The organism is Alcanivorax nanhaiticus (genome assembly GCF_000756665.1).
Lineage (GTDB): Bacteria > Pseudomonadota > Gammaproteobacteria > Pseudomonadales > Alcanivoracaceae > Alcanivorax > Alcanivorax nanhaiticus.
Genome location: NZ_ARXV01000012.1, coordinates 70,182 through 94,015, shown reverse-complemented (window position 1 = coordinate 94,015; position 23,834 = coordinate 70,182). Strand labels below are relative to the sequence as shown.

Here is a 23,834-nt window from a genome sequence, read left to right as displayed (position 1 = left end):
TCTGGCAAGGCATCTCGCAAGCAGGTTCGCGTCTCAAGCGACGCTCCTACAGCGAGGAGTCCGAAACGGTTGAAATCACCCATCGGCCAGATCCTGCAGCACATGCTTGAGGGCGATCAGGAAGCGCTCGTTCTCGCGGCTGGTGCCGATAGTCACCCGCAGATGATTGGGCATGCCATAGCCGCCCAGCGGGCGCACGATCACCCCTTCCTTGAGCAGCCCTTCATAGACCGGCATGGCAGGCTGACCGCAATCAAAGGCAATAAAGTTGGCCACAGAGGGAATCTGCTCCAGATGCAGCTTCTGCAAGCCTTCAGCGATCTGCACCAGGCCGGTGGTGTTCTCGCTGCGGGAATTCTCGATGTGGTCATCGTCCTGCAGTGCGGCTTCCGCGGCGATCTGGGCCGGGGTGTTCACGTTGAACGGCTGACGCACCCGGTTGAGCACATCGGCGATTTCCGGGCTGGAGATACCGTAGCCCACGCGCAGACCGGCAAGGCCATAGATCTTGGAGAAGGTACGGGTCACGATCAGGTTGGGGTATTTGCCCAGCCGATCGATGCCGTTGGGGTAATGACTTTCTTCCACATACTCGAAGTAGGCCTCGTCCAGCACCACGATCACCCGCTCGGGAATCCGTGACAGGAACTCGTCCAGCGCATGGGCATTGAACCAGGTGCCGGTGGGGTTGTTCGGGTTGGCCACAAAGATGACCCGGGTGCGATCGGTCACCGCCTCAGCCATGGCTGCCAGATCATGGCCAAACAGGTTGGACGGTACCTGCACCGGCTTGGCATTGCAGGCCAGGGTCACGATCGGATACACCGCAAAGGCATACTCGGAGAAGATGGCTTCGTCACCTTCCTGCAGGTAGGCACGGGCAATCATGTCGAGCACATCGTTGGAGCCATTGCCCAGGGTCAGCTGGTTGCTGGCCACATTGAGTTTTTCTGCCAGTGCTGCCTTCAGGGAAAAGGTAGCGCCATCCGGGTACAAGTGCAGTTCATGCAGGTGCTTGAGCGCATGCAGGGCCTTGTGGCTAGCGCCCAGCGGATTCTCGTTGCTGGCCAGTTTGACGATGTCCGTCACCCCCAGCTCGCGCTCCAATTCCTCAATGGGCTTGCCCGGCTCGTAGGGCTTGAGCTGCTGGATGCCGTTGTTGGCTAATTGGATGTAATCGCAGGTCATGATGCTGCTCCCTGGTGCCTGGTTGTAGGCGGTGGATTCGTCTTTGTTTTTTACCACAGAGGGCACAGAGGTCGCAGAGGAAAAACCCCATTCAAGCCGACATCTGCAGCAGGTAATTTCTGTGGGAGCGAGCCTGCTCGCGATTCTCGTTAGCGAAACCGAATCGCGAGCAGGCTCGCTCCCACAGCGGCTTAGAGCACCGCTTTTGGGTACGACCCCAACAGCTTGATGGTATTGCCGGCAGCCTCCAGCTTGTCCAATACCGCCTGCAGGTTGCCGTCTTCCTTGTGCCCTTCACAGTCCACAAAGAACACATAGCTCCAGTTCGCGGTACGGGACGGGCGGGACTCCAGGCGGGTCAGGTTGATGCCTTCGTCGCGGAACGGGGCCAGCACTTCGAACAACAGGCCGGGGCGGTTCTTGCCACTGACCATCAGGCTGGTCTTGTCCTTGCCGGACGCCGGGGTGTCCTGGCGGCCGATGATCAGGAACCGGGTGGTGTTGTCCGGGCGATCCTCGATGTTGCGTTGCACGGCTTCCAGCCCATACAGCTCTTCCGCCATTTCACCGGCAATGGCCATGGCGTTCCACTCGTCCTTGAGACGACGGGCCGCTTCGGCATTGGAGCTCACCGCGATACGCTCGACGCCGGGCATGTGCGCATCCAGCCACTGACGGCACTGGGCCAGGGTCTGCTGGTGGGAGTACACCCGGGTCACCTTGTCACGCTGGGTATGTTCACCGGCCAGCAGGTGATGATGGATACGCAGCTCCACCTCGCCGCAGATCTTCAGCTCGGAGGTCATGAAGGTATCCAGGGTGTGATTGACCACGCCCTCGGTGGAGTTTTCGACCGGCACCACACCGTAATGGGCGGCACCGGCTTCCACTTCGCGGAACACCTCATCAATGGCACCCAGCGGCACCGATTCCACCGCATGGCCAAAGTGCTTCAGGGCAGCCTGTTGGGTAAAGGTGCCTTCCGGGCCCAGAAACGCCACTTTCATGCGTTGTTCCAGCGCCAGACAGGCACTCATGATCTCGCGGAAAAACCGCGCCATGGTCTCACCGTCCAGCGGCCCCTGATTGCGCTCTTTCACCCGGCGCAGCACCTGGGCTTCACGCTCAGGACGATAGAACACCGGGTTCGGGTCGGTGGCGATTTTCACTTCCGCCACCTTGTGGGCCAGGGTGGCACGCTCGTTAAGCAGATCCTGCAGCTTCTGATCCAGCTCGTCGATCTGGTTACGCAAGTTGTCTAATGAATCAGTCATTTCGGACTCGCCTGCATGCAGCACGCATCACGCAACACGCGAACAAGCGTGGGAGCGTTCGTTGCGATCTCGTGCCAACCGTTCAAATCCATTGTTCTACCCACCTCTCAAACAATCACTTCGCCAAACGCCCGCAACACAACCACCCCCAAGGCGGCGTGTTGCGTGCTGGGTGACGCGTTTAGGCGTTCCTTTTTTCGAAGTCCGCCATAAAGGCGATCAGCGCATCCACAGCCGCTTCCGGCACCGCGTTGTAGATGCTGGCACGCATGCCGCCGACGCTGCGGTGACCTTTCAGGTTGAGCAGGCCAGCGGCATCGGCTTCTGCCAGGAACGGCTTGTCCAGACGATCATCGCCCAGCACAAACGGCACATTCATCTGGCTGCGGCTGATCACTTCCACCGGGTTGCTGTAGAAATCACTGCCATCAATGAAACCATACAGCTTTTCGGCCTTGCGCTGGTTGATTTCTGCCATGTTGGCCACGCCACCCTGCTTTTTCAGCCATTCAAATACCAGACCAGCCAGGTACCAGGCGTAGGTGGGCGGGGTGTTGTACATGCTGCCGTTGTCCGCATGGGTCTGATAATTAAGCATCGCAGGCACATTAGCGCCGGCCTTGCCAAGCAGATCCTTGCGCACGATAACCAGGGTCAAACCGGCGGGGCCGATATTCTTCTGGGCACCGGCATAGATCAGACCGAAGCGGTTCACGTCCACCGGACGAGACAGGATGGTGGAACTCATGTCCGCCACCAAGGTGGTATCACCTACCTCGGGGATGAAGCTGTACTCCAGCCCACCGATGGTTTCATTGGGGCAGTAATGCACGTAGGCCGGGTTGGCAGAAAGCTGCCAGGTATCCTGGGGAGGGACGGTGGTGAAGTTGGTGTCTTCGCTGCTGGCGGCCACATTGATGTTGCCGTAGCGAGCGGCTTCCTTGATGGCCTTCTTGGACCACTGCCCGGTATTGATGTAATCCGCCGTTTCGCCCGCACCCAACAGGTTCATGGGCACCATGGCAAACTGGGTAGACGCCCCGCCCTGCAGGAACAGCACGGCGTAATCGTCGCTGATTCCCATCAGGTCGCGCAGGTCCTGCTCGGCCTTCTCGGCGATATCCACAAAGACCTTGTCCCGGTGGCTCATTTCCATGATGGACAGGCCCATACCCTGGTAATCCAGCATTTCCTGCTGGGCCTGTTCCAGTACCGCCGTCGGCAACGCCGCCGGCCCTGCGCAGAAGTTATAGGCGCGGGACATCTGTGTTCTCCGTCTAATCAAAGAAGCCCGGCGGAACCGGGCTCGGGGATTTCCTTGCTCATCATTTCTGCCTGGCAGCCCCGTGACCGGATATCGGGTCTAAGGGGTTGGCAGGCGTTGCGAGGTACGAGTTTCGAGTTGCGAAATTCAAAAGCGGTTACGCTTTCAGGTGTTGCTCTTCGAAACTCGTTACTCGTCACTCGCTTCTACGATATTACTCTTCTGCGTCGTCGCTGGCGTCGGACTCCGGTGCTTCCGGGGTGGCTTCCCCTTCGATCACCTCACCCTCTTCACCTTCCAGCTCCTCGTCTTCCTCAGCCCCTTCCAGTTCCGGAATGGTGGCCAGGCCGCAGAGTTTTTCTTCCTCGCCGAGGCGAATCAGACGCACGCCCTGGGTGTTACGACCGGAGGTGCTGATCTGGTCCACACCGGTACGCACCAGGGTGCCCTGGTTGGAGATCAGCATGATGTCCTCGCCGCCAAACACCTGGGTGGCACCGACCAGTTCACCGTTACGCTCGTTGATCACCATGGCGATCACGCCCTGGCCACCACGACCTTTGGTCGGGTACTCGGTGAGCGGGGTGCGCTTGCCGTAGCCGTTCTCGGAGGCGGTCAGGATCTGGCCATTTTCTTCCGGCACGATCAGGGAGATCACGTCGACGCCGTCGGCCAGCTTGATACCACGCACACCACGGGCCAGACGGCTCATGACACGGACCTTGGACTGATGGAAACGCACCGCTTTGCCGTTGCGCGCCACCAGCATCACGTCTTCGTGGCCCTGGGTAATGGCCACGTTCACCAGATGCTCGCCTTCCTGCAGTTTTACGGCGATCAGGCCGGAGCTGCGCGGACGGGCAAAGTTGGCCAGCTGGGTACGTTTGACCACACCGCTGGAGGTGGCCATGAAGATGAACGGACCGGGCACGGTATCGGCCACGATGCCGTCGTCATCACCCTCTGCTGCATCATCAACCACGTCTTCCGCGTCAATGGTGGTCTCTTCGTCTTCTTCGCTGTCCGCTTTCTGCTGACGCACCATCTCTGCGTCGAGTCGCAGGATGGCGGTAATCCTTTCTTCCGCCCCCAGTGCCGGCAGCAAATTAACGATGGGCTTGCCGCGGGAAGCACGGCCACCTTGCGGCAGCTCGAAGGTCCGCAGCCAGAACACCTTGCCGGCATCGGTAAACAGCAACAGGGTATCGTGGGTGCCCGCTACCAGCAGGTGCTCCACATAATCTTCGTCTTTCAACTGCCCGGCGGACTTGCCGCGACCGCCACGCTTCTGGGCGCGGTAGGTATCGATGGGCTGCATCTTGGCGTAACCACCGTTGGACAGGGTCACCACCACGGTTTCTTCAGCGATCAGGTCTTCCATGCTGAGATCCAGGCGGGACGCCACGATCTCGGAGCGACGCTCGTCGCCGTATTCTTCGCGAACGGCTACCAGCTCGTCACGGATCACCTGCATCAGGCGCTGTGGATCCGCCAGGATCAGCATCAGCTCGGCAATGATTTCCAGCAGCTCCTGGTAATCATTGATCAGCTTCTCGCGTTCCAGACCCGTCAGCTTCTGCAGACGCAGGTCCAGAATGGCCTGAGCCTGTTCCGGGCTAAGGTAGTAGAGGTCATCACGCAGGCCGTATTGCTCGTCGAGGCCGTCCGGGCGAGCGGCATTTTCGCCACCGGCACGCTCCAGCATCTTGAGTACATCACCCGGCGCCCAGCCTTTGGCCAGCAGCTTTTCTTTCGCTTCGGCACCGCTCGGCGAGCTCTTGATCAGTTCGATCACCGGATCGATGTTACTCAACGCCACTGCCAGACCTTCCAGCAGGTGCGCCTTTTCGCGGGCCTTGCGCAGTTCGAACACGGTACGGCGAGTCACCACTTCACGACGGTGACGGATAAAGGCATCCAGCAGCTCGCGCAGGTTCAGGGTCTTGGGCTGGCCATCGACCAGGGCCACGGTGTTGATACCGAACACCGACTCCATCTGGGTCTGCTGGTACAGGTTGTTCAGCACCACTTCCGCGTTCTCGCCCTTGCGCAGCTCGATCACGATACGCATGCCCTCCTTGTCGGATTCGTCGCGCAGTTCGGTGATGCCTTCAATTTTCTTGTCTTTCACCAGCTCGGCGATCTTCTCGATCAACCGTGCCTTGTTCACCTGATAGGGAATCTCGGTGACGATGATGGCTTCTTTGCCGCTCTTGTCAGTGGCCTCGATTTCGGCACGGGCGCGCATGTACACGCGGCCACGACCGGTACGGTAGGCCTGCACGATGCCGGCGCGGCCATTGATGATGCCAGCGGTGGGGAAATCCGGGCCCTTGATGTACTGCATCAGATCGTCGGGGGTCAGGCTGTCGTCGTCGATCAGCGCCAGACAACCATCCACCACCTCGCCCAGATTATGGGGCGGAATATTGGTGGCCATGCCCACGGCGATACCGGAGGAACCGTTCACCAGCAGGTTGGGCACCCGGGTGGGCATCACATCAGGAATCTTTTCCGTGCCGTCGTAGTTATCGACGAAATCCACGGTTTCCTTGTCCAGATCCGCCAGCAATTCATGGGCGATCTTGGACATGCGCACTTCGGTGTAACGCATGGCCGCGGCGGAGTCGCCATCGATGGAACCAAAGTTCCCCTGACCATCAACCAGCATGTAGCGCAGGGAGAAAGGCTGCGCCATCCGCACGATGGTGTCGTACACGGCGGAATCACCATGGGGGTGATATTTACCAATCACGTCACCGACCACACGGGCCGATTTTTTATAGGGCTTGTTCCAGTCGTTGTTCAGCTCATGCATGGCGAACAACACGCGGCGGTGTACCGGCTTCAGGCCGTCGCGCACGTCAGGCAGGGCCCGCCCCACGATCACGCTCATGGCGTAATCCAGGTACGACTGCTTGAGTTCGTCTTCGATGTTGACCGGGGTAACTTCTCTGGCGAGATCCGACATAGTGATCCTTATTATCCCCAACAGCCCCTCTGGCGGGACTCAGGCTGACTCCATGGTTCCGGGCGGCAACAATGAAGAAGCCCGGAAAAGCATCGGATGATAGCACAGCTGCCGGGGTGCGCGAACACTGGAAATGAGACCATCGCAGAGGAGCAAGACGCAGCTCAAACCGCTATACTGCCGCCATTCTGGTTCCCAGTCCGATCAAGGAGTTACGCATGAGCGACCATCAGGCCGACCTGATTGTCCACGCCCGCTGGATTGCCACCGTGTCCGCCGACGACGCGGTACTGGAAAATCACGCCCTGGTAGTAAAGGACGGCCTCATTGCCGACCTGCTACCCAGCGAGCTTGCCGATGAAAAATGGCAGGCCGACACCGTTACCCGCCTGGACGATCACCTGCTGATTCCCGGGCTGGTCAATGCGCATACCCATGCCGCCATGAACCTGCTGCGCGGCATCGCCGATGACCTGCCGCTGATGACCTGGCTGGAAAAACACATCTGGCCTGCGGAAGGACAGTTTGTCAGCGAGCAGTTTGTCTACGAAGGCACCCGACTGGCCGCCGCGGAAATGATTCGCTCCGGCACCACCACCTTTGCGGACATGTACTTTTTCCCGGCCAGCGCCGCCAAGGCCACGGTGGAAGCCGGCCTGCGTGCCACCCTGTTCTGTCCGCTACTGGACTTTCCCACGCCCATGGGGGCAGGCCCGGATGACTATATCCGCCTGGCCACCGATGCCATGGACGAGTGGCGTCACGACCCGCGCATCCAGATCGGCTTCGGACCCCATGCCCCCTATACCGTATCGGATGAACCTCTTCAGAAAGTGCTGACCCTGGCCGAAGAACTGGACGTGCCAATGATGATGCACGTGCATGAAACCGCCGGAGAGATCCAGATGGCGGTGGGCAACACCGGCGAACGCCCACTGACCCGCCTCAAGGCACTGGGCCTGCTGTCGCCGCGCCTGCTGGCGGTGCACATGACCCAGCTCACCGATGAGGAAATCGAGCTGGTGGCCGAAACCGGCACCCACGTGGTGCACTGCCCGGAATCCAATCTCAAACTGGCCAGTGGCTTTGCCCCGGTGGAAAAACTGCGCAAAGGGCAGATCAACGTGGCCCTGGGCACCGACGGTGCCGCCAGCAACAATGACCTGGACATGATCGGCGAAGCCCGTACCGCCGCCTTCCTTGCCAAGGGCGTAAGCCTGCAGGCCGACGCCCTGCCAGCCGCCGATGTCCTGAAAATGGCCACCCTGAATGGCGCCAAAGCGCTGGGCCGCGATGACGAGATCGGTTCACTGGAAATTGGCAAGCAAGCGGATATGGTAGCGGTGGATCTGAACCGACTGGAAACCCAGCCGGTCTACGATCCTGTGGCGCAGCTGATTTATGCCGCCAGCCGCGATCAGGTGACGCATACCTGGGTCGGTGGCCGCTGTCTGATGGACAGCCGCAAGCTGACCACACTGAATGAAGCCCTGATTCTGAAAAATGCCCAGCAGTGGCAACAAACGATTGCCGGAGCCAACAACCGTGACCGATAGCCCGAATACTGTTCCCAATGTAGACGCTGGCGAGATTGCCAAATTCAATGCTCTCGCCGAGCAGTGGTGGGACCCGAACTCCCAGTTCCGTCCGTTGCACGATATCAACCCACTGCGCCTGAACTATATCGATGAGCGCGTCAGCCTGCCCGGAAAGAAAGTCATCGACATCGGCTGTGGCGGCGGCCTGCTCTCCGAGGGCATGGCCCGACGCGGAGCCAACGTGACCGGCATCGACATGGGCGAAGCCCCACTGGCAGTGGCACGCATTCATGCCGAACAGGCCGGCGTAGAAGTGGAATATCTGCAAACCCCGGCGGAAAAGATTGCCGAGGAGCGCGCAGGCCAATATGACGTGGTCACCTGCCTGGAAATGCTCGAGCACGTACCGGACCCCTCTTCCGTGATCCGTGCCTGTGCCACCCTGGTCAAGCCCGGCGGTCATGTGTTCTTCAGCACCATCAACCGCAACCCCAAGGCGTTCATGTTTGCCATCGTTGGCGCGGAATACGTGCTACGACTTTTGCCCCGTGGCACCCACGAATACGCCAAGCTGATCAAGCCTTCCGAACTGGCCGGCTGGGCCCGCGATGCCGCGCTGGATGTGAAGGACACCACCGGCATGGTCTACAACCCGCTGACCCAGGTGTACAAGCTGAACCGGGATGTGTCGGTGAATTACCTGATGTACGCCCGAAAGGGAGATTAAGCACAGTTTCGAGTCGCGAGTAACGAGTTTCGAAGATCAAAACCGGTTTTGCCTTTCGAAACTCGTTACTCGTCACTCGCATCTTTTTTCAGGTCTTCACCGCAAGCACCTCTTCACCGTAAGCACCAACGATCAAAGAACAGAGAGCCCTATGGAACGCCTTGAAGCCGTTTACTTCGATCTCGACGGCACCCTGATCGACACTGCACCGGACTTTTATACGGTGCTCAACACCCTGCTGAAAAAGCACGGCCGCCCGGAAGTGACCTACTCGGCAGTGCGGGCCAATGTCTCCAACGGGGCGCGCGCGCTTACCGAGCTGGGCTTCGGCACCGGGCCGGACGACCTGACGTTTCCAGCCTTCCTGGAAGAACTGCTTGATGCCTACGAACAACACCTGGCGGTGGACACGGTGTTGTTCCCCGGTATGGCGGAATCACTGGACTGGATGGATGCCAACCGGATTCCCTGGGGCATCGTCACCAACAAACCCTCGCGCTTCACCCACAAGGTGCTTGAAGGTCTGGGACTACATGAAAGGGTTGGCCCAGTGCTCTGCCCTGATGACGTAAAACAACGCAAGCCAGACCCGGAAGGTCTGCTCATTGCCGCCAACGCCGACCAAGTCACACCGGCAAACTGCCTGTACGTGGGCGATCACCTGCGCGATATCCAGGCGGGCCACAATGCCGGCATGGCCACTGCCGTGGCCGCCTTTGGCTATATTGATGCCGACGATGACCCGCATGGCTGGCAGGCCACCTACTATCTGGAACAAGGCTCAGATTTGTTGCCGCTGCTGCAAAAACTGCGCGGCTAACCGTAGGGCGGAAATGGGCGAACGCCCATCTCCGCCATGATCCCCCACCGAGATGGCGAAGATCGGCTCATGCCGATTTCCGCCCTACGAATCCGGTGGGACGATAATGTTATTGCAGGATTCACCATGACGGATTTTCAAAACGACGCTCTCAACTACGCCTGTCCTGAAGACGCTTTCAAGGACCGTATCATTCTGGTCACCGGTGCCGGTGCAGGCATCGGCCGCACTGCCGCCCTGACCCTGGCAGCCCATGGTGCCACCGTGATTCTGCTGGGGCGCACCCAGGAGAAACTGGAACGGGTCTATGACGAGATCAAGGCCGCCGGCGGGCCGGAGCCGGCACTGGCACCGGTCAACCTGGCCGTGGCACGGCCGGAGGATTACCTGGAGCTGGCCGGTCTGTTTGAAAAGGAATTTGGCCGCTTGGACGGCATCCTGCATAACGCCTCCATTCTGGGCGACATTACCCCAATGGACCGTTACGGAACCGGCACCTGGGATTCCGTTATGCAGGTAAACGTGAACAGCGCTTTCTACCTGACGCAGGCCATGCTGCCATTGCTCCGCGCCAGCGATGATGCCCGCCTGCTGTTTACCTCTTCCAGTGTGGGCCGCAAAGGCCGCGCCTTCTGGGGAGCCTACGCCGTCTCCAAAGCCGCCACCGAAAACCTCGCACAGGTACTGGCTGAAGAGCTGGAAAGCACCAGCAACATTCGCGTCAACACCATCAACCCCGGCGGCACCCGCACCGACATGCGCGCTCTCGCCTACCCCGGCGAAGACCCGATGACCATCAAGACTCCGGCGGACATCATGGCACCCTATCTGTACCTGCTTGGCCCAGCCAGCAAGGAGACCAACGGCCAGTCCATCGACGCACAACCGAAGTAACGCAGAAGACCAGTAACGAGTTTCGAGTTTCGAGTTTCGAGTTTCGAAAAACAAAAAATGGTGAATCGCGTTTTTTCAGCTTTTCGCTTCTCGAAACTCGTTACCCGAACCTGAATCACTGCCCTGTTTTTTGAATGTAGCGTCGGGCATCCGCCGTCCGGTATAAGGCATTCCTTTCATAGGCCCTGACATCTTCTTGTCCCGGTTGCCCAAACGCCGTCACCCTCCGCGCTGGAGCCCTCCTCAGTGCTGCGCTAGCGTGCTACTTCTTAATGCAATAACAACAAGCATGCGTACGGAGACAACCATGCAAAAACGCCTGAGTCTTTTTCTGGCTATGAGTCTTTTGTGCTCAATGGTCAGTGCCACCAATCTCACTGATGCCCAGAAAGAAAAACTGCAACAACTGGTGCCGGGCACGACGCTGTCTGACAGCACCATGTCCCGGATGGCTGATATTTTTTACACCCGGGAAATGCCTGTCCGCGATCGCCTTCAAGCCATCAGCAAACTGGTCGGCTTCGATCAAATGCCGAAAGGATCATCCTTCAGCCGCACCATTTGTATCTGGGATATTGCCGGGCGCAACGGACCTGTCTTCAATGCCGCCATGGAGCAAAGAGCACTGGCAACGGAATACGGCATTGACCTGAAGATGGAACCCTACACCAGCGAAACCGTAATGGTGGAAGAGTTCAAGGCCGGGCGTTGTGATGCAGCCCTGATGAGTGGACTGCGCGCCCGCCAGTTCAACCTTTATTCCGGCAGCGTGGATGCGATTGGGGCAGTTCCTGACCAGGAACACATGCAAACCCTGCTACAGGTCATGGCCCACCCCAAGCAAGCCGGCCACATGATTCAGGGGGATTATGTTGTCATGGGCATCTACCCTGCTGGGGCCGCCCATATCTTTGTGAACGACCGCCGCATCAGCTCTCTGGCCAAAGCCGCAGGTCACCGTGTTGCCGTGCTGGATTACGACGAGACCCAGGCAGAAATGGTGGCCGCCATCGGCGCCACACCGGTAAGTACCGATATCGTGTCCGCGCCCAACAAGTTCAATAATGGGCAGATCGATATTCTGCCTGCACCTCTTATTGCTTATGAAATCCTGGAACTTTACAAAGGTATGCAACCAGACGGCGGCATTGTGGATTACCCGCTGACGCAATTGAGCATGCAATTAATTGGCAAACTGGATAAATTCCCCAATGAAGTCGCCCAGCTGATTCGTGAGGCCTCTTTCGAAGCTTACCCTCAAGTGATTGCCCGACTTGAGCAGGAAACAAAACGGGTGCCCGGAAAATGGATGATTCCGATTCCTGAAAAAGACAAGCAGGAATACGAAGTCATGATGGGGGAAGCCCGCACGGCCCTGAAAGACCGTGGCTACTACAGCGCCGACATGCTTTCCCTGCAACGCAAAATCCGCTGCAAATTCAATCCAGCCCGTGCCGAATGCAGCCAGACTGGAGGCTGATGGGCTCCCGTACGCTGGGCCAATCCCGGCGCAGCGTACAATTGTCATACAAGCGGTAAAACACCCCGCCGTTTTTCAATGCTATAAGCGAACCATATTGACTTGAAGGACCTTCAATGGCTTCGCTAAAAACACTTTTTATCGTCTTTTGTCTGTCTGTGCTAACCACGCCAGCCCTGAGCCTGACCCTGACAGCCCAACAACAAGAGCAACTGAAACTGGCCCGCAAGGAAATGGGGCTGAAAGAAGGCGAGGTTTTCAAACGGCATATCTGTCTGTGGGATCTTTCCGGGCAATCCGGCCCCGTTTTCAATGGTGCCACGAATCTACGCCTGGACCTGTTGCGTTACGGAATCGACATCTCTCTGGAAGCCTTTACCAATGAAGGCGTCATGGTCGCCTCCCTGAAAAACGGCCATTGTGATGCCGCCTTGATGAGTGGCTTTCGTGCCCGGCAGTTTAACCGGTTCACTGGCACCATTGATGCCATTGGAGCGCTTCCCGATCTGGGCCACATGAAAACCCTGCTGCGCACCCTTGCCCATCCCAATCTGGACCAATACATGGTGAGCAACAAGTACCAAACGCTGGCTGTTGCTCCAGCAGGTGCGGCCTACTTGTTTGTGGATGACAAGCGCATGAATTCACTAGCCCAGGCTGCCGGTAAAAAAGTGGCAGTGCTGGATTTTGACCCCGGCCAATCCAAACTGGTTACCCATATCGGCGCAGCCCCTGTCTCTACCAATCTGGCCACCGCCCCAAACCTTTTCAATAACGGCACCGTGAATATCCTGCCCGCCCCGCTGATCGCCTATCAGGTACTTGAGCTCTATAAGGGCATGGCACCGGACGGCGGCATTGTGGATTACCCTATTGTGCAACTGACCGCACAGCTGATCGCTCATACCGACCGCTTCCCTCCCCCGATTGCGTCACTGATTCGGGAAATTGCAGCTGACAGTTTCAGTTCCATCCAGGTTGCCCTGGAAAAAGAGGCGGGAAAAATCCCGGAGCACTGGTGGATTGAAGTCTCTGCAGACAACCAGAGGGAATATGACAGCATGATGCGTGCCGCACGTCTCAAACTACGCGAAGCTGGCTATTATGATGGCACCATGCTCTCCATCATGAAGCGCATCCGCTGCAGCCAGGATCCTCTGCGACCGGAATGCAGCCAGAAATCCGAGTAGATCCGAACAGGAAATTGGCCATGACGCCAAGCGTCATGGCAACGGAGCCAGAGACTCCCCGGCTACGCGGTTCACAATGGCGTGACTAACAATAAAATACCGGAGTCACTCGTGCGCGCTTTGCAGCTTCTTACCACAACCGTTCTGTTGGTCAGCACCCTGCTGGCCCATGCAGAGGACAGCCTCAACCTCACCCCTGCGCAACAAGCCGAACTGGAAAGCTTTGCGCCTGGCGTCACCCTTACCCCCGCGCTGGCAGGAAAACTACGCGCCATTGCCTATGACCAGAGCCGCAGTCTTGATGAACGCATTGATGCCATGCAAAAAGTCGCCGGCTTCACTCCCGGTAACCCACTGAAACGACGCATCTGCATCTGGGACGTTGCTGGACGGGTAGGCCCTATTTACAAGGCCGCCGAAGATCAGCGCACTCGCCTGCTGGAATACGGCGTAGAGCTGGAGGTGGAGGCGTACACCAACGAGGCCGTGGTTGCCGAAGACCTGAAAGCCGGTATTTGTGACGCGGCATTAATGACGGGTTTGCGCGGCCGCCTGTTCAACCGTTACACCGGCACCATCGATGCCATCGGCGGCCTGCCCACGGACGAGCACATGAGAATTTTGCTGCAGGTGCTTGCCAATCCCAAATCGGCTGACAAGATGGTCAGCGGTGAATACGTCATTCTCGGTATCGCCCCCGCTGGTGGTGCCTACGTTTTCGTAAACGACAAGGCGATCAACACCCTCGCCAATGCCTCAGGCAAACGCGTGGCCGTACTCGACTACGATCCGACCCAGGCTGAAATGGTGTCGCAAATCGGTGCCACTCCGGTAGCATCCGACATTCTCTCTGCTCCCAATAAATTCAACAACGGCGTGGTAGATGTATTGCCTGCTCCATTGGTGGCCTATGAAGTACTGGAACTCTACAAAGGCCTGCAACCAGATGGCGGCATCATCAACTACCCCCTCGCCCAGATATCCATGCAGTTAATAGGTCGCAAGGACAAGTTTCCCAATGAGGTCGCCCAACTGGTCCGCGAAGAGTTCTACAACAGCTACCACCTGATCAAGGAACGACTCGATCAGGAAGCCGCGAAGGTACCCCAGCATTGGTTTATCGAAATCCCGGAAGGTGACAAACAGGAGTATGAAGTATTGATGCAGGAAGCCAGACTCACCCTGCGAACTCAGGGCTACTACGATGCTGACATGCTGACCCTGCAACGCAAGATTCGCTGCAAGCTGGAGCCGTCACGAGGGGAATGTGCGAATCCGGTAGAGTGATAGCTACGAGTTTCGAGTTTCGAGTTTCGAGTTTCGAGTTTCGAGTTTCGAAGAGCAAAAAGCAGTAACACCAGGCTGACAACGCCATCTCTTGATTTTCGAAACTCGTAACTCGTCACTCGCATCAAGGCCCAAATAAAAAAACCGCGCCCAAAGGGTGCGGTTTTTTTGTAGCTCGTAGCTATTAGTGCAGTAACCCGCCCGGCAGCTCATCTGCCCCGCCAAACATATCCAGCCGATTATCACTGAACATATCCATTTCCGGGGCCAGCACCTGCACATAGCGATCAAAGTACAGGAACTGCTTGAGCAACAGCGCAAATTCGCGAGGGAAACGAATGCCGTGACCTTCACCAATTTTGACCAGATCCATCAACAGGCGATTCACTTCCTTGTCGTTGCGGTCAGCCTGAATCAAGGCAGAAGGATCGACCTGCCCAAGCGCACCCTGCAGGCTCTCGATATCACGGGTCAGTGCATCCACATCCACTTCTTCCCGGGTCATGCCAATTACCGCCATGGCTTCTGCCATCTGGCGGATGTCTCCACGACCAATGGCATCGAAAAATTTGGCCATGCCATCCCAGGCTTCACGGCGAATCCGGCCCACAATACCGAAATCGATAAACCCGACCCGACCATCCTCCAATAACATCAAATTGCCAGCATGCACATCCGCATGGAAGAAGTCGCACAGCATCAAGCTGGAAAACCAGGTGTTCAAAGCCGATATCAAGGTCTGCGCCGGGTCATCGGTATACTTTTTCAGGACATTCATGTCCGTGAGCGGCACACCAAAGAAGCGCTCCATGGTGAGCACCTTGCCCGTGGTGTGAGACATCACCGGCTCCGGCGCAATAGCACTGGTATTGCCTGTGTCTCTCAGGAAAGCATTAAACGCCTTAAGATTGCCCGCCTCCTTAATGAAGTCGCATTCTTCCAGCATGCCTGCCTGCAGTTCTTCGATCACACCGGAAATAGCCGATTTGGACAAACCCGGTGCCAGCCGTTCGGTAATCCGCGCTGCCAGGTATAAAAAATTGAAATCGGTCAGCAAAACGTTCCGCACACCCGGACGCTGAACCTTGATCACCACGTCTTGCCCATTTTTCAACTTGGCAGAATGTACCTGCGCAATGGACGCACTTGCCAATGGCTTGGGGTCAACGAACTGGTACAGCTGTTCCAGGGGTTGCCCCAGTTCCTGCTCAATCGTTTCACGGATGTAATGAAAAGGTAGGGGGGGGGTTCGATCCAGGCAACGCTGAAATTCTTCCACATATTCTTCGGGAAAAATGGATGGCGAACTGGCAATAAACTGCCCAAGCTTGATATATGTTGTTCCCAGGGATTCGAAGGTGGTGCGCAGCAAAGCCGGAACTGGCGGGCGATTGCCCAATAGCCAGCCAAGTCCCTGACGGCCGAGAACACCCAATGTCTCGGCTATTCGGGCGCCACCGCGGGCGGTGTTCAATGCCAGGGAAAGGCCACTGCGTTCACCTTCCAGCCAGGCCTTCATGTCCTTGATGCCAGAGCTATCACTCATAATAAAGTCTTACTATCCATGGGTGGGAGAGGGTTTAACATAGCGTTGACACATCATATAGCAAATTTATGGTTTGTAATTGCTTGCAGGCTTTTTTGTAATTGCCGCTTGTGTCAATTCCCGGACTTTCGTACCTTTGACCGCGCAATTTGAGAACAATAACAAGGAGCTACCGAATGCGTTCTCTCTCCGTGAAAAACCTGCTGGGACATACTCGCCTGGCCCTGATTGGGGGCGCTATCCTGGCTCTGCAAGGTTGTGGTGTTATCTATAAAACCACCGGTGATGTCCTGATCAGCTTCGGCCGGTCAGAGATGCTGCCCTACATGATGACCTACAGTGACGTGCGCATGGCCTGTGTGACCGGCGAAGCGCAAACCCCGCTGCTGATGTCCTTCGAGCGCGTTGGTTCCCACCCTGAAAAGCTGGGCGCGATGGTATTCACCACCGCCGCCACCTGTGCCGAGCAGATCGCTCTGGATGCCGAGCTCCGCTACATGCGCTCCGTGAAGGACGGTCGCGTCAATGAAGCCCAGGACGCCCGTATCGAGCAGAAACGCTGGGCAGCCGTGGCAGCTGAACGTCAGTACACCGCCTACAAGTACATGATTGAGGCATACGGCGAACAGGAAGAAGGCGAATGCCCCAAGCTGAAAACCGATTTCGACGAGCTGGTCTGGATGGTCGGAAACATCTCCGGTGTTCAGTCCCTGTTGAACGATGGCAGCTCTGACGGTGCTGTGGGCGTTCCGCGCGATATTGCCGCCAAGGTAGAGCGCAACATGAAGTGCCTGGATAACGCAAAGTGGTGGGGCGTTCCCCGCGGCGTTCGTGCTGCCGTATGGAACCTGCTGCCGATGCTGGCTCCGCCGAATTCCGACGCCTGGGCCGAACTGGAAGCTTCCGCCAAGGCCGGTTTCGATAGCGGCATCCGCTTGGGTAGCGCCCTGTACGCCATGAGCGCTTTCAGCAAGGGCGATGACGCTCGCCTGCGCAAGGCGATCCGTGATTACGCTGCCAACGACAAGAACCTGGACCCGGATTACGCCATGCTGGATGCCATTGCAGGCTTCATTGTCCAGGGCATTTCCGACCGTGAATGGACCGAAAACACCGGTAAACGAACCCCGATTGGTGGCATTGGCACCTTCTGGGATGACGCTGCCAAGTCTGCGCCAGCCGTCGATATCAACGATTTGCTTTAAGCTTTTGTATGCGGCCTTCGGGCCGCTTTTGAATTAATTAGATTAAGAAGTAACCAGGAGACCACCATGCGCTATTTCAAGGCGTTGACAGCAGCGGCCACTACGGCTCTTGCACTGACAATCAGCCCCGCCCAGGCCGCAGAGAAGCGCACCATGTGCGTATTCGACATCATTGGTGCCAACGGCGACATCTACAACATCATGAAAGACTACAAAACAGCCGCTCTCGGCTGGGGTGTAGATCTGGAACTGAAGCCCTACACTGACGAGAAAATCGCATCAGAAGACCTGAAAGCCGGTCAGTGTGATGCTGCGGTGCTGACCGGTATTCGTGGCCGCCAGTTCAATAGCTACACCGGCAGCCTGGACTCTGTTGGCTCCATCCCCAGCTACGACGCCATGCGTCAGGTTCTCACCGTGCTGGCCAGCGAGCATCCTTCCATCAAGGAACACCTGGTTTCCGGTCCCTATGAAGTTGGGGGTGTAGCGCCGATGGGTGCCGCCTACCTGTTCGTGAAGGACCGTACCATCGATACCGTTGGCGAACTGTCCGGCAAATCCATCGCTGTACTGGAATACGACAGCGCCCAAGCCAGCATGGCTTCCCGGGTAGGCATGTCTCCGGTAATGTCTGACATCACCAACTTCTCTGGCCGTTTCAACAATGGCTCTGTCGATATCTGCTTCGCACCTATTGCTGCTTACTCCGCTCTGGAACTGTACAAAGGCATGCAGCCCAACGGCGGCATCGTGGATTATGTGCTCGGTCAGCTGACCGCCCAGGTTCTGCTAAAACGTGACAAGTTCCCTGCTGACTTCGCGGCACAATCCCGCAAATACATGCTGGGCCAGTTCGATCGTGCCATGCGCGTGATCGAAAACGCCAACAGCGAAGTCGACAAGAAGTGGTGGGTCCGTATCCCGGAGGCCGACAAGCTCAAGTATGATGAAATGCTGCGTGAGGCACGTATCGCCCTGACCAACGACGGCGTATACGACAAGAACATGATGAGCCTGCTGCGCAAGGTGCGTTGCAAACAGGACTCTTCCCGCGCTGAATGTGTAAACCCCACCGAATAATTCTGGTGGGTATTGAACGGGGCCGGCATCGGCCCCGTTTTACTCTCATAACCTGATTTTTTTCAGCCATTTCCTGCAATTCCTGCAGGAAAGGCAATCGCGTCAACACTGTCCAGAATACGGAAATCAAACAGAGAACCATTGTTTTTGGTTTTATATTTCCAGCTAACGAAACGGTATAACAATAACCGGGTGCACAATGGATAAACCTTCTAGCATGACTGTCGCCAACCGCTCGGTGGGCGAATGGCTATCTTCCCTACCCACTCTGATTCTCCTGTTGCTGACTATTTTTCTTGCATCAGGTGAAGTGATTCATTCCCAGCTCCTGAAAATCGGCGAAAACACCTGGGAAGGCTACTTCAAGCTACGTACCGCCGGCCTGGTCGGGGAACCCACCTGTAACCCGGACCCGGATCTGGACGCTGAACTGCAGAAGGCTGTCGCCCAGAAACAGGCAGAGATGGCTGATGACCCTCTGGCCGGGATTTTTGGCACCGATGTGGACGAAGGCGCCCTGCGCCAGTCTCTGGAAGCCTCCCGTCAGATCTGTCGTGACAGCTGGGCCGATTACACCATGGTTCAGGAACAGGTCACCCCGGGCGTCATTGCGTTCCGCAACCTGGAAGGTGGCGTTGCCAAAGTGGTTACCACCCTGGGTAACTACAAGCGGCTGTTGCTGTGTCTGCTGGTCATTATCTGTGCCGCCACCGCCACACTGACCCGGCATCATATTTCCCTGCGCCCGGCCCGCACCCGCAAAGATCACATGGTGGCCACCATCGGCCAGCTGAGTGCCAATGTGATGCTGCTGCTATCCGCCTGGATTTATCGTGGCGAAGAAGTGTCTGCCATTGCTGACGGGGTTCAGGTGAATCACTTTTACCTGCACCAATTCTGGATCGGCGGCTTCCTGATTCTCTCTTTGGCGGCCGCTTATCAGCTGATCCGCCCACCGAAAGACCTGGAAGAAGGCGGCACATGGGGCAAATCCCTGCTGACCATTCCGCTGTACAGTTTCATGTGTATCACTGCTGGCATCCAGTTCATTAGCCAGGGCTACTACCACGGTATCAGCGTGTACCTGGGCATGATGATGGAACTGTCCACCCTGTTCCTCAGCCTGGCCCTGTATATCTGGATCGGTATGCTGCTGCGCCAGACCAAGATGGCCCATCTGGTATTTGATGTGCTCCGTCCCTGGAAAATGTCCCCGGAACTGATGTGTTTCGTGGTGCTCGCCGTTGCGGCGGTACCCACTGCCTATACTGGTGCTTCCGGTATCTTTGTTATCGCTGCCGGTGCCACTATCTACAATGAGCTGATTCGTGCCGGTGCCCGCAAGCAGTTGGCTTTGGCCGCTACTGCCATGTCTGGCTCCATGGGTGTGGTACTGCGTCCGTGTCTGCTGGTGGTAATCATCGCGGCTCTGAACAACAGTGTTACCACTGACGAGCTGTTCACTTCCGGTCTCAAGATCTTTGCCCTGTCCTTGATCCTGTTCTTCATCTACAGCCAGTTTGCACGGACCGCTCCGGCCCGTATCGCACCGTTCTCTGAAGCCGTACCGGCCAGCATCAAGCGCCTGATCCCCCTGCTGCCCTATGTGATCATCATGGGCACCGTGATTGTGGTGTTTAAGGATCTGCTCGGCACCAAGCTTGACGAGATCTATGCGCCGATCATTCTGCCTGTGATGCTGCTGACCATTCTCTGCTATGAAAAACTGAGCGAGAAGTCACTGCATGTGTTTACCCTTGTGCTCGTACCTCTGCTGGCATTCTCCTTCTACAACATGCTTGGCATGCAGGACGCACTCAGCACAGGCAACATCCCTACCGGCACCTCTGCTGAAGAACTGCAGAGCCAGTTCTGGGGACTGTTCTGGCGTAATATCATCCTTGGCGCCTGTCTCGTGGTTCACTATCTGATGAAAACGCCGGATATGGATCCGCACTACCAGCCGGAACCGGGTGTGGGCGAAAAGCTGGAAAGCTCGCTGCGCTTTGCCACTAACGAAACCACCGGTCACATTGGTGCTCTGCTGATGCTGATGGCGCTGTCCGTGAGCGTAGGCGGCATCATCGAACGGTCTGGCATGATGGAAGCCCTGCCGGAAACCTTCCCGAATATCTGGGTCGCAATGACCCTGCTGGTCGTCACCATGGTGATTATCGGTATGATCATGGACCCCTACGGGGCGGTGATTCTGGTGAACGCCACCATTGCCCAGATTGCTTTCGATAATGGGATCGCACCGTTGCACTTCTGGATGATCACCCTGGTCGCCTTTGAGCTGGGCTATCTGTCGCCACCTGTGGCACTCAACCACTTGTTAACAAGGCAAGTGGTGGGCGACGAAGAAGTGGAATCCGCCAAAGTGGAAGGTGGCAGCTTCTACCGCCGTTACGAGAAGTACCTGCTGCCCATCGCGGTGATGCTGACCGCCTTGCTGCTGGTATCCTATGTACCGCTGATGTCCGATTCCCTCCACGATTATCTGTTCCAGAAAATCGCGGTTGGTGGCTGATAGCACTTCGGACGTTTAAAAAGGGGCCTTCGGGCCCCTTTTTTGTTACCTGGGAGCCTTATGTTTGAAATTTGTCTCCGACTATCAGGCCTATTTCCTTTCTGCTAGGCTCCATCGATCCAATAAAAAAACCAAGGACATGGAATGGACACGGTCAGTCTAAGCGTCGGGCGGCGGTCGCCCAAAGAATGGTTATCCTCGCTGCCTACTCTCATCGTACTTTTACTGACGATCTTCCTCGCTTCCGGTGAAGTGATCCATTCGCAGCTACTCAAGATTGGCGAAAACACCTGGGAAGGCTATTTCAAGCTGAGAACCGCGGGGCTCGTCGGGGAACCCACCTGCAACCCGGACCCGGACATGGAACGTTCGCTGCAGGAGGCTGTGGCCCGGAAAAAGGCACATATTGCGGATGATCCGCTGGCGGGTCTTTTTGGAACCGATATTGACGAAGCTGCCATACAACGTTCGTTGGAGGCATCACGGCAAATCTGCAGGGACAAGTGGGCCGATTACACCATGGTCCAGGAGCAGGTCACCCCTGGAGTTATCGCGTTTCGTAATATCGAGACGGGTGTCGCGCAGCTTGTCACCTCTCTCGGCGACTACAAGCGCCTGCTACTTTGCTTGCTGATCATCATCTGCGCAGCAACGGCAACCCTCACCCGACACCATATTGCTCTGCGACCTGCTCGCACCCGAAAAGATCATCTGGTCTCCACCATTGGGCAGCTCAGCGCCAACCTGATGCTACTGATATCCGCCTGGGTATACCGCGGGGAAGAAATGGCGGCAATGGCTGATGGCGTACAGGTCAATCACTTCCACTTACATCAATTCTGGATTGCCGGTTTTGCCATCCTCTCGCTGGCGGCCCTCTACCAGCTTGTAAAACCACCGAGAGATCTCGAGGAGGGTGGCACCTGGGGCAAGGCGCTACTCACGATTCCGCTGTACAGCATCATGTGTATTTCGGCAGGCATCCAGTTTGCTCAACAGGGCTACTACCACGGCATCAGCGTCTATCTGGGCATGATCATGGAGCTATCCACCCTGTTCCTCAGCCTGGCCCTGTACATCTGGATTGGCATGATGTTGCGACAGACTCGATTGGCGCATCTTGTTTTTGATGTGCTTCGCCCGTGGAAAATGTCCCCGGAATTGATGTGCTTTGCGGTACTGGCGATCACCGCCTTTCCAACGGCGTATACTGGTGCATCAGGTATCTTTGTGATTGCTGCCGGGGCCACGATTTACAGCGAACTGGTTCGTGCAGGAGCCCGCAAGCAACTGGCTCTTGCCGCCACTGCCATGTCTGGCTCTTTAGGGGTAGTGCTTCGTCCATGTCTGCTGGTTGTTATCATTGCCGCATTGAATAACGCAGTCACAACAGGAGAGATGTTTACTGCCGGCATCAAGATTTTCTACCTGACGCTATTCATTTTTTTCATCTACAGCCAGTTTGCCCGTACCGCTCCGGCACGTATTGCCCCATTTTCTGAGGCAGTCCCCGCCAGCATCAAACGACTGATTCCCCTGCTGCCCTATATCATCATCATGGGCTCAGTGATTGTGGTGTTTAAGGATCTACTGGCCATCAAACTTGACGAGATCTATGCGCCCATCATTCTGCCAGTCATGCTCTTTGCGATTCTTGCGTACGAAAAGCTGAGCAGCTATTTCCTCCACTTCTTCTCGTTACTCCTGATCCCGCTGTTGGCTTACTCATTCTTTAACATGCTGGGCATGCAAGAGGCTCTGAGCTCTGGCAACATCCCCACCGGGATGTCCTCCGAAGGCCTGCAGAATGTGTTCTGGGGGCTGTTCTGGCGCAATATCATCCTCGCAGCCTGTCTGGTGGTTCACTATCTGGTTAAAACGCCGAATATGGATCCGCACTACCAGGCAGAGCCGGGTGTTGGTGACAACCTCGAGTCCTCACTTCGCTTTGCTACCAATGAAACAACCGGCCACATTGGTGCCCTGCTTATCCTGATGGGGATGTCTGTCAGCATGGGCGGAATTATCGAGCGTTCCGGCATGATGGAGAACCTGCCAGAGACGTTCTCCAGTATCTGGATTGCGATGACATTGCTGGTGATTACCATGGTGATCATCGGCATGACGATGGATCCCATGGGGGCAGTGCTGCTGGTGAACGCCACGATCGCGCCCGTGGCTTTTGCTAATGGTATCGATCCCCTGCACTTCTGGATGATTACCCTGGTGGCCTTTGAACTTGGCTATCTCTCCCCGCCAGTGGCGCTTAACCATCTGCTAACACGTCAGGTTGTTGGGGACGAAGAAGTGGAGTCGGCCCATGTTCATGGCGGTTCCTTCTACCGACGCTACGAGAAGTACTTATTGCCTGTTGCGGTAATGCTGACAGCGCTTCTGTTGGTATCCTACCTGCCGCTGGTGTCCGACGCCGCGCATGACTACCTTTTCCATAAAATCGCCTTTGCCGGCTAAACCGGCAAAAACTCAAAAAAAGGGGCTCTTTGGCCCCTTTTTTGTCTCATTTCTTCTCAAGTGCCAGCGAGACGGAGGTTTGTCTACACCATTCCATTTCGTTCACAGGAACTCGACGGCTCGACATTATGTCAATACCATTAAGCCCTGCAGGTTCCTAATTCATCGTGAATAGCGGATACTGTAGCCACAGGCTATTGAAGGGAGAGTGCTGATGGCGAAACCGGAACCATCACAACTACCGCGTGAAACAGAACCCCTACCCAGGACAGCCAAACCTGCGCTGCTTTTCCTGTTGTTTCTGGCGGGCGTCGTCAGCCTGATCGCCCTGGCCTCCTACCTGGTCGACCGGGCAATCTACGGATAGG

At 56.8% G+C, this 23,834-nt stretch carries 17 protein-coding genes; 12 read left to right on the top strand and 5 right to left on the bottom strand.

Going from position 1 to position 23,834, the window contains the following annotated elements; translation table 11 throughout:
• Positions 1-75: 75 nt before the first annotated feature.
• From hisC to gyrA, 4 genes are all read right to left on the bottom strand, one after another.
• Positions 76-1,188, bottom strand: a complete 1,113-nt coding sequence (gene hisC / locus Y5S_RS14055) for a histidinol-phosphate transaminase (protein ID WP_035233807.1) — start codon at positions 1,186-1,188, stop codon at positions 76-78.
• A 191-nt stretch (positions 1,189-1,379) separates the two neighbouring features.
• On the bottom strand, positions 1,380-2,462 hold the full coding sequence (gene pheA, locus Y5S_RS14050; RefSeq protein ID WP_035233806.1) for a prephenate dehydratase: 1,083 nt from the start codon (positions 2,460-2,462) through the stop codon (positions 1,380-1,382).
• Between the two features lie 181 nt (positions 2,463-2,643).
• Positions 2,644-3,726 carry a 3-phosphoserine/phosphohydroxythreonine transaminase gene (serC, locus tag Y5S_RS14045; RefSeq protein ID WP_035233805.1) on the bottom strand — a complete coding sequence of 361 codons (1,083 nt, stop codon included), beginning with the start codon at positions 3,724-3,726 and terminating at the stop codon, positions 2,644-2,646.
• Positions 3,727-3,940: 214 nt separating this feature from the next.
• The gene (gene gyrA / locus Y5S_RS14040; protein WP_035233804.1) at positions 3,941-6,697 is read right to left on the bottom strand and encodes a DNA gyrase subunit A; all 2,757 of its coding nucleotides are present in this window, start codon (positions 6,695-6,697) and stop codon (positions 3,941-3,943) included.
• Positions 6,698-6,915: 218 nt separating this feature from the next.
• On the opposite strand from gyrA, the gene Y5S_RS14035 reads away from it, so the two are divergent.
• The 7 genes from Y5S_RS14035 to Y5S_RS14005 all read left to right on the top strand — a co-directional run bounded on the left by Y5S_RS14035 (position 6,916) and on the right by Y5S_RS14005 (position 14,633).
• Positions 6,916-8,253, top strand: a complete 1,338-nt coding sequence (locus Y5S_RS14035) for a TRZ/ATZ family hydrolase (protein WP_035233803.1) — start codon at positions 6,916-6,918, stop codon at positions 8,251-8,253.
• Complete coding sequence (gene ubiG / locus Y5S_RS14030) at positions 8,201-8,962, top strand: bifunctional 2-polyprenyl-6-hydroxyphenol methylase/3-demethylubiquinol 3-O-methyltransferase UbiG (RefSeq protein WP_231552697.1); 762 nt, start codon at positions 8,201-8,203, stop codon at positions 8,960-8,962. Before Y5S_RS14035 ends, ubiG begins: the two co-directional genes overlap by 53 nt.
• A 151-nt stretch (positions 8,963-9,113) precedes the next feature.
• On the top strand, positions 9,114-9,782 hold the full coding sequence (locus tag Y5S_RS14025) for an HAD-IA family hydrolase (RefSeq protein ID WP_035233801.1): 669 nt from the start codon (positions 9,114-9,116) through the stop codon (positions 9,780-9,782).
• Between the two features lie 126 nt (positions 9,783-9,908).
• Positions 9,909-10,676 (top strand): YciK family oxidoreductase, encoded by a 768-nt coding sequence (locus tag Y5S_RS14020; protein WP_035233800.1) that lies wholly within the window; start codon positions 9,909-9,911, stop codon positions 10,674-10,676.
• A gap of 307 nt (positions 10,677-10,983) precedes the next feature.
• The gene (locus Y5S_RS14015; RefSeq protein WP_035233799.1) at positions 10,984-12,156 is read left to right on the top strand and encodes a putative solute-binding protein; all 1,173 of its coding nucleotides are present in this window, start codon (positions 10,984-10,986) and stop codon (positions 12,154-12,156) included.
• 116 nt (positions 12,157-12,272) lie between these two features.
• The gene (locus Y5S_RS14010; RefSeq protein ID WP_035233798.1) at positions 12,273-13,346 is read left to right on the top strand and encodes a putative solute-binding protein; all 1,074 of its coding nucleotides are present in this window, start codon (positions 12,273-12,275) and stop codon (positions 13,344-13,346) included.
• 120 nt (positions 13,347-13,466) lie between these two features.
• Positions 13,467-14,633 carry a putative solute-binding protein gene (locus tag Y5S_RS14005; protein WP_407921420.1) on the top strand — a complete coding sequence of 389 codons (1,167 nt, stop codon included), beginning with the start codon at positions 13,467-13,469 and terminating at the stop codon, positions 14,631-14,633.
• Between the two features lie 184 nt (positions 14,634-14,817).
• Here Y5S_RS14005 and Y5S_RS14000 read toward each other — a convergent pair whose 3' ends face one another.
• A complete protein-coding gene (locus Y5S_RS14000; RefSeq protein ID WP_035233796.1) occupies positions 14,818-16,179 on the bottom strand; it encodes an ABC1 kinase family protein in 1,362 nt (453 codons plus the stop codon).
• Positions 16,180-16,355: 176 nt separating this feature from the next.
• On the opposite strand from Y5S_RS14000, the gene Y5S_RS13995 reads away from it, so the two are divergent.
• From Y5S_RS13995 to Y5S_RS19735, 5 genes are all read left to right on the top strand, one after another.
• A complete protein-coding gene (locus Y5S_RS13995) occupies positions 16,356-17,384 on the top strand; it encodes a hypothetical protein (RefSeq protein ID WP_035233795.1) in 1,029 nt (342 codons plus the stop codon).
• A 66-nt stretch (positions 17,385-17,450) separates the two neighbouring features.
• Complete coding sequence (locus tag Y5S_RS13990) at positions 17,451-18,464, top strand: putative solute-binding protein (RefSeq protein WP_035233794.1); 1,014 nt, start codon at positions 17,451-17,453, stop codon at positions 18,462-18,464.
• 199 nt (positions 18,465-18,663) lie between these two features.
• A complete protein-coding gene (locus tag Y5S_RS13985) occupies positions 18,664-20,994 on the top strand; it encodes a TRAP transporter large permease subunit (protein WP_035233793.1) in 2,331 nt (776 codons plus the stop codon).
• Between the two features lie 144 nt (positions 20,995-21,138).
• Complete coding sequence (locus Y5S_RS13980; protein ID WP_035233792.1) at positions 21,139-23,466, top strand: TRAP transporter large permease subunit; 2,328 nt, start codon at positions 21,139-21,141, stop codon at positions 23,464-23,466.
• 214 nt (positions 23,467-23,680) lie between these two features.
• Positions 23,681-23,833 carry a hypothetical protein gene (locus tag Y5S_RS19735; RefSeq protein WP_156107783.1) on the top strand — a complete coding sequence of 51 codons (153 nt, stop codon included), beginning with the start codon at positions 23,681-23,683 and terminating at the stop codon, positions 23,831-23,833.
• Position 23,834 lies beyond the last annotated feature (1 nt).

Bases quoted from the DNA above. Each gene is read 5' to 3' on its own strand.
- hisC (WP_035233807.1), bottom strand. From the start codon at position 1,188: ATGACCTGCGATTACATCCAATTAGCCAACAACGGCATCCAGCAGCTC.
- pheA (WP_035233806.1), bottom strand. From the start codon at position 2,462: ATGACTGATTCATTAGACAACTTGCGTAACCAGATCGACGAGCTGGAT.
- serC (WP_035233805.1), bottom strand. From the start codon at position 3,726: ATGTCCCGCGCCTATAACTTCTGCGCAGGGCCGGCGGCGTTGCCGACG.
- gyrA (WP_035233804.1), bottom strand. From the start codon at position 6,697: ATGTCGGATCTCGCCAGAGAAGTTACCCCGGTCAACATCGAAGACGAA.
- Y5S_RS14035 (WP_035233803.1), top strand. From the start codon at position 6,916: ATGAGCGACCATCAGGCCGACCTGATTGTCCACGCCCGCTGGATTGCC.
- ubiG (WP_231552697.1), top strand. From the start codon at position 8,201: ATGCCCAGCAGTGGCAACAAACGATTGCCGGAGCCAACAACCGTGACC.
- Y5S_RS14025 (WP_035233801.1), top strand. From the start codon at position 9,114: ATGGAACGCCTTGAAGCCGTTTACTTCGATCTCGACGGCACCCTGATC.
- Y5S_RS14020 (WP_035233800.1), top strand. From the start codon at position 9,909: ATGACGGATTTTCAAAACGACGCTCTCAACTACGCCTGTCCTGAAGAC.
- Y5S_RS14015 (WP_035233799.1), top strand. From the start codon at position 10,984: ATGCAAAAACGCCTGAGTCTTTTTCTGGCTATGAGTCTTTTGTGCTCA.
- Y5S_RS14010 (WP_035233798.1), top strand. From the start codon at position 12,273: ATGGCTTCGCTAAAAACACTTTTTATCGTCTTTTGTCTGTCTGTGCTA.
- Y5S_RS14000 (WP_035233796.1), bottom strand. From the start codon at position 16,179: ATGAGTGATAGCTCTGGCATCAAGGACATGAAGGCCTGGCTGGAAGGT.
- Y5S_RS13995 (WP_035233795.1), top strand. From the start codon at position 16,356: ATGCGTTCTCTCTCCGTGAAAAACCTGCTGGGACATACTCGCCTGGCC.
- Y5S_RS13990 (WP_035233794.1), top strand. From the start codon at position 17,451: ATGCGCTATTTCAAGGCGTTGACAGCAGCGGCCACTACGGCTCTTGCA.
- Y5S_RS13985 (WP_035233793.1), top strand. From the start codon at position 18,664: ATGGATAAACCTTCTAGCATGACTGTCGCCAACCGCTCGGTGGGCGAA.
- Y5S_RS13980 (WP_035233792.1), top strand. From the start codon at position 21,139: ATGGACACGGTCAGTCTAAGCGTCGGGCGGCGGTCGCCCAAAGAATGG.
- Y5S_RS19735 (WP_156107783.1), top strand. From the start codon at position 23,681: ATGGCGAAACCGGAACCATCACAACTACCGCGTGAAACAGAACCCCTA.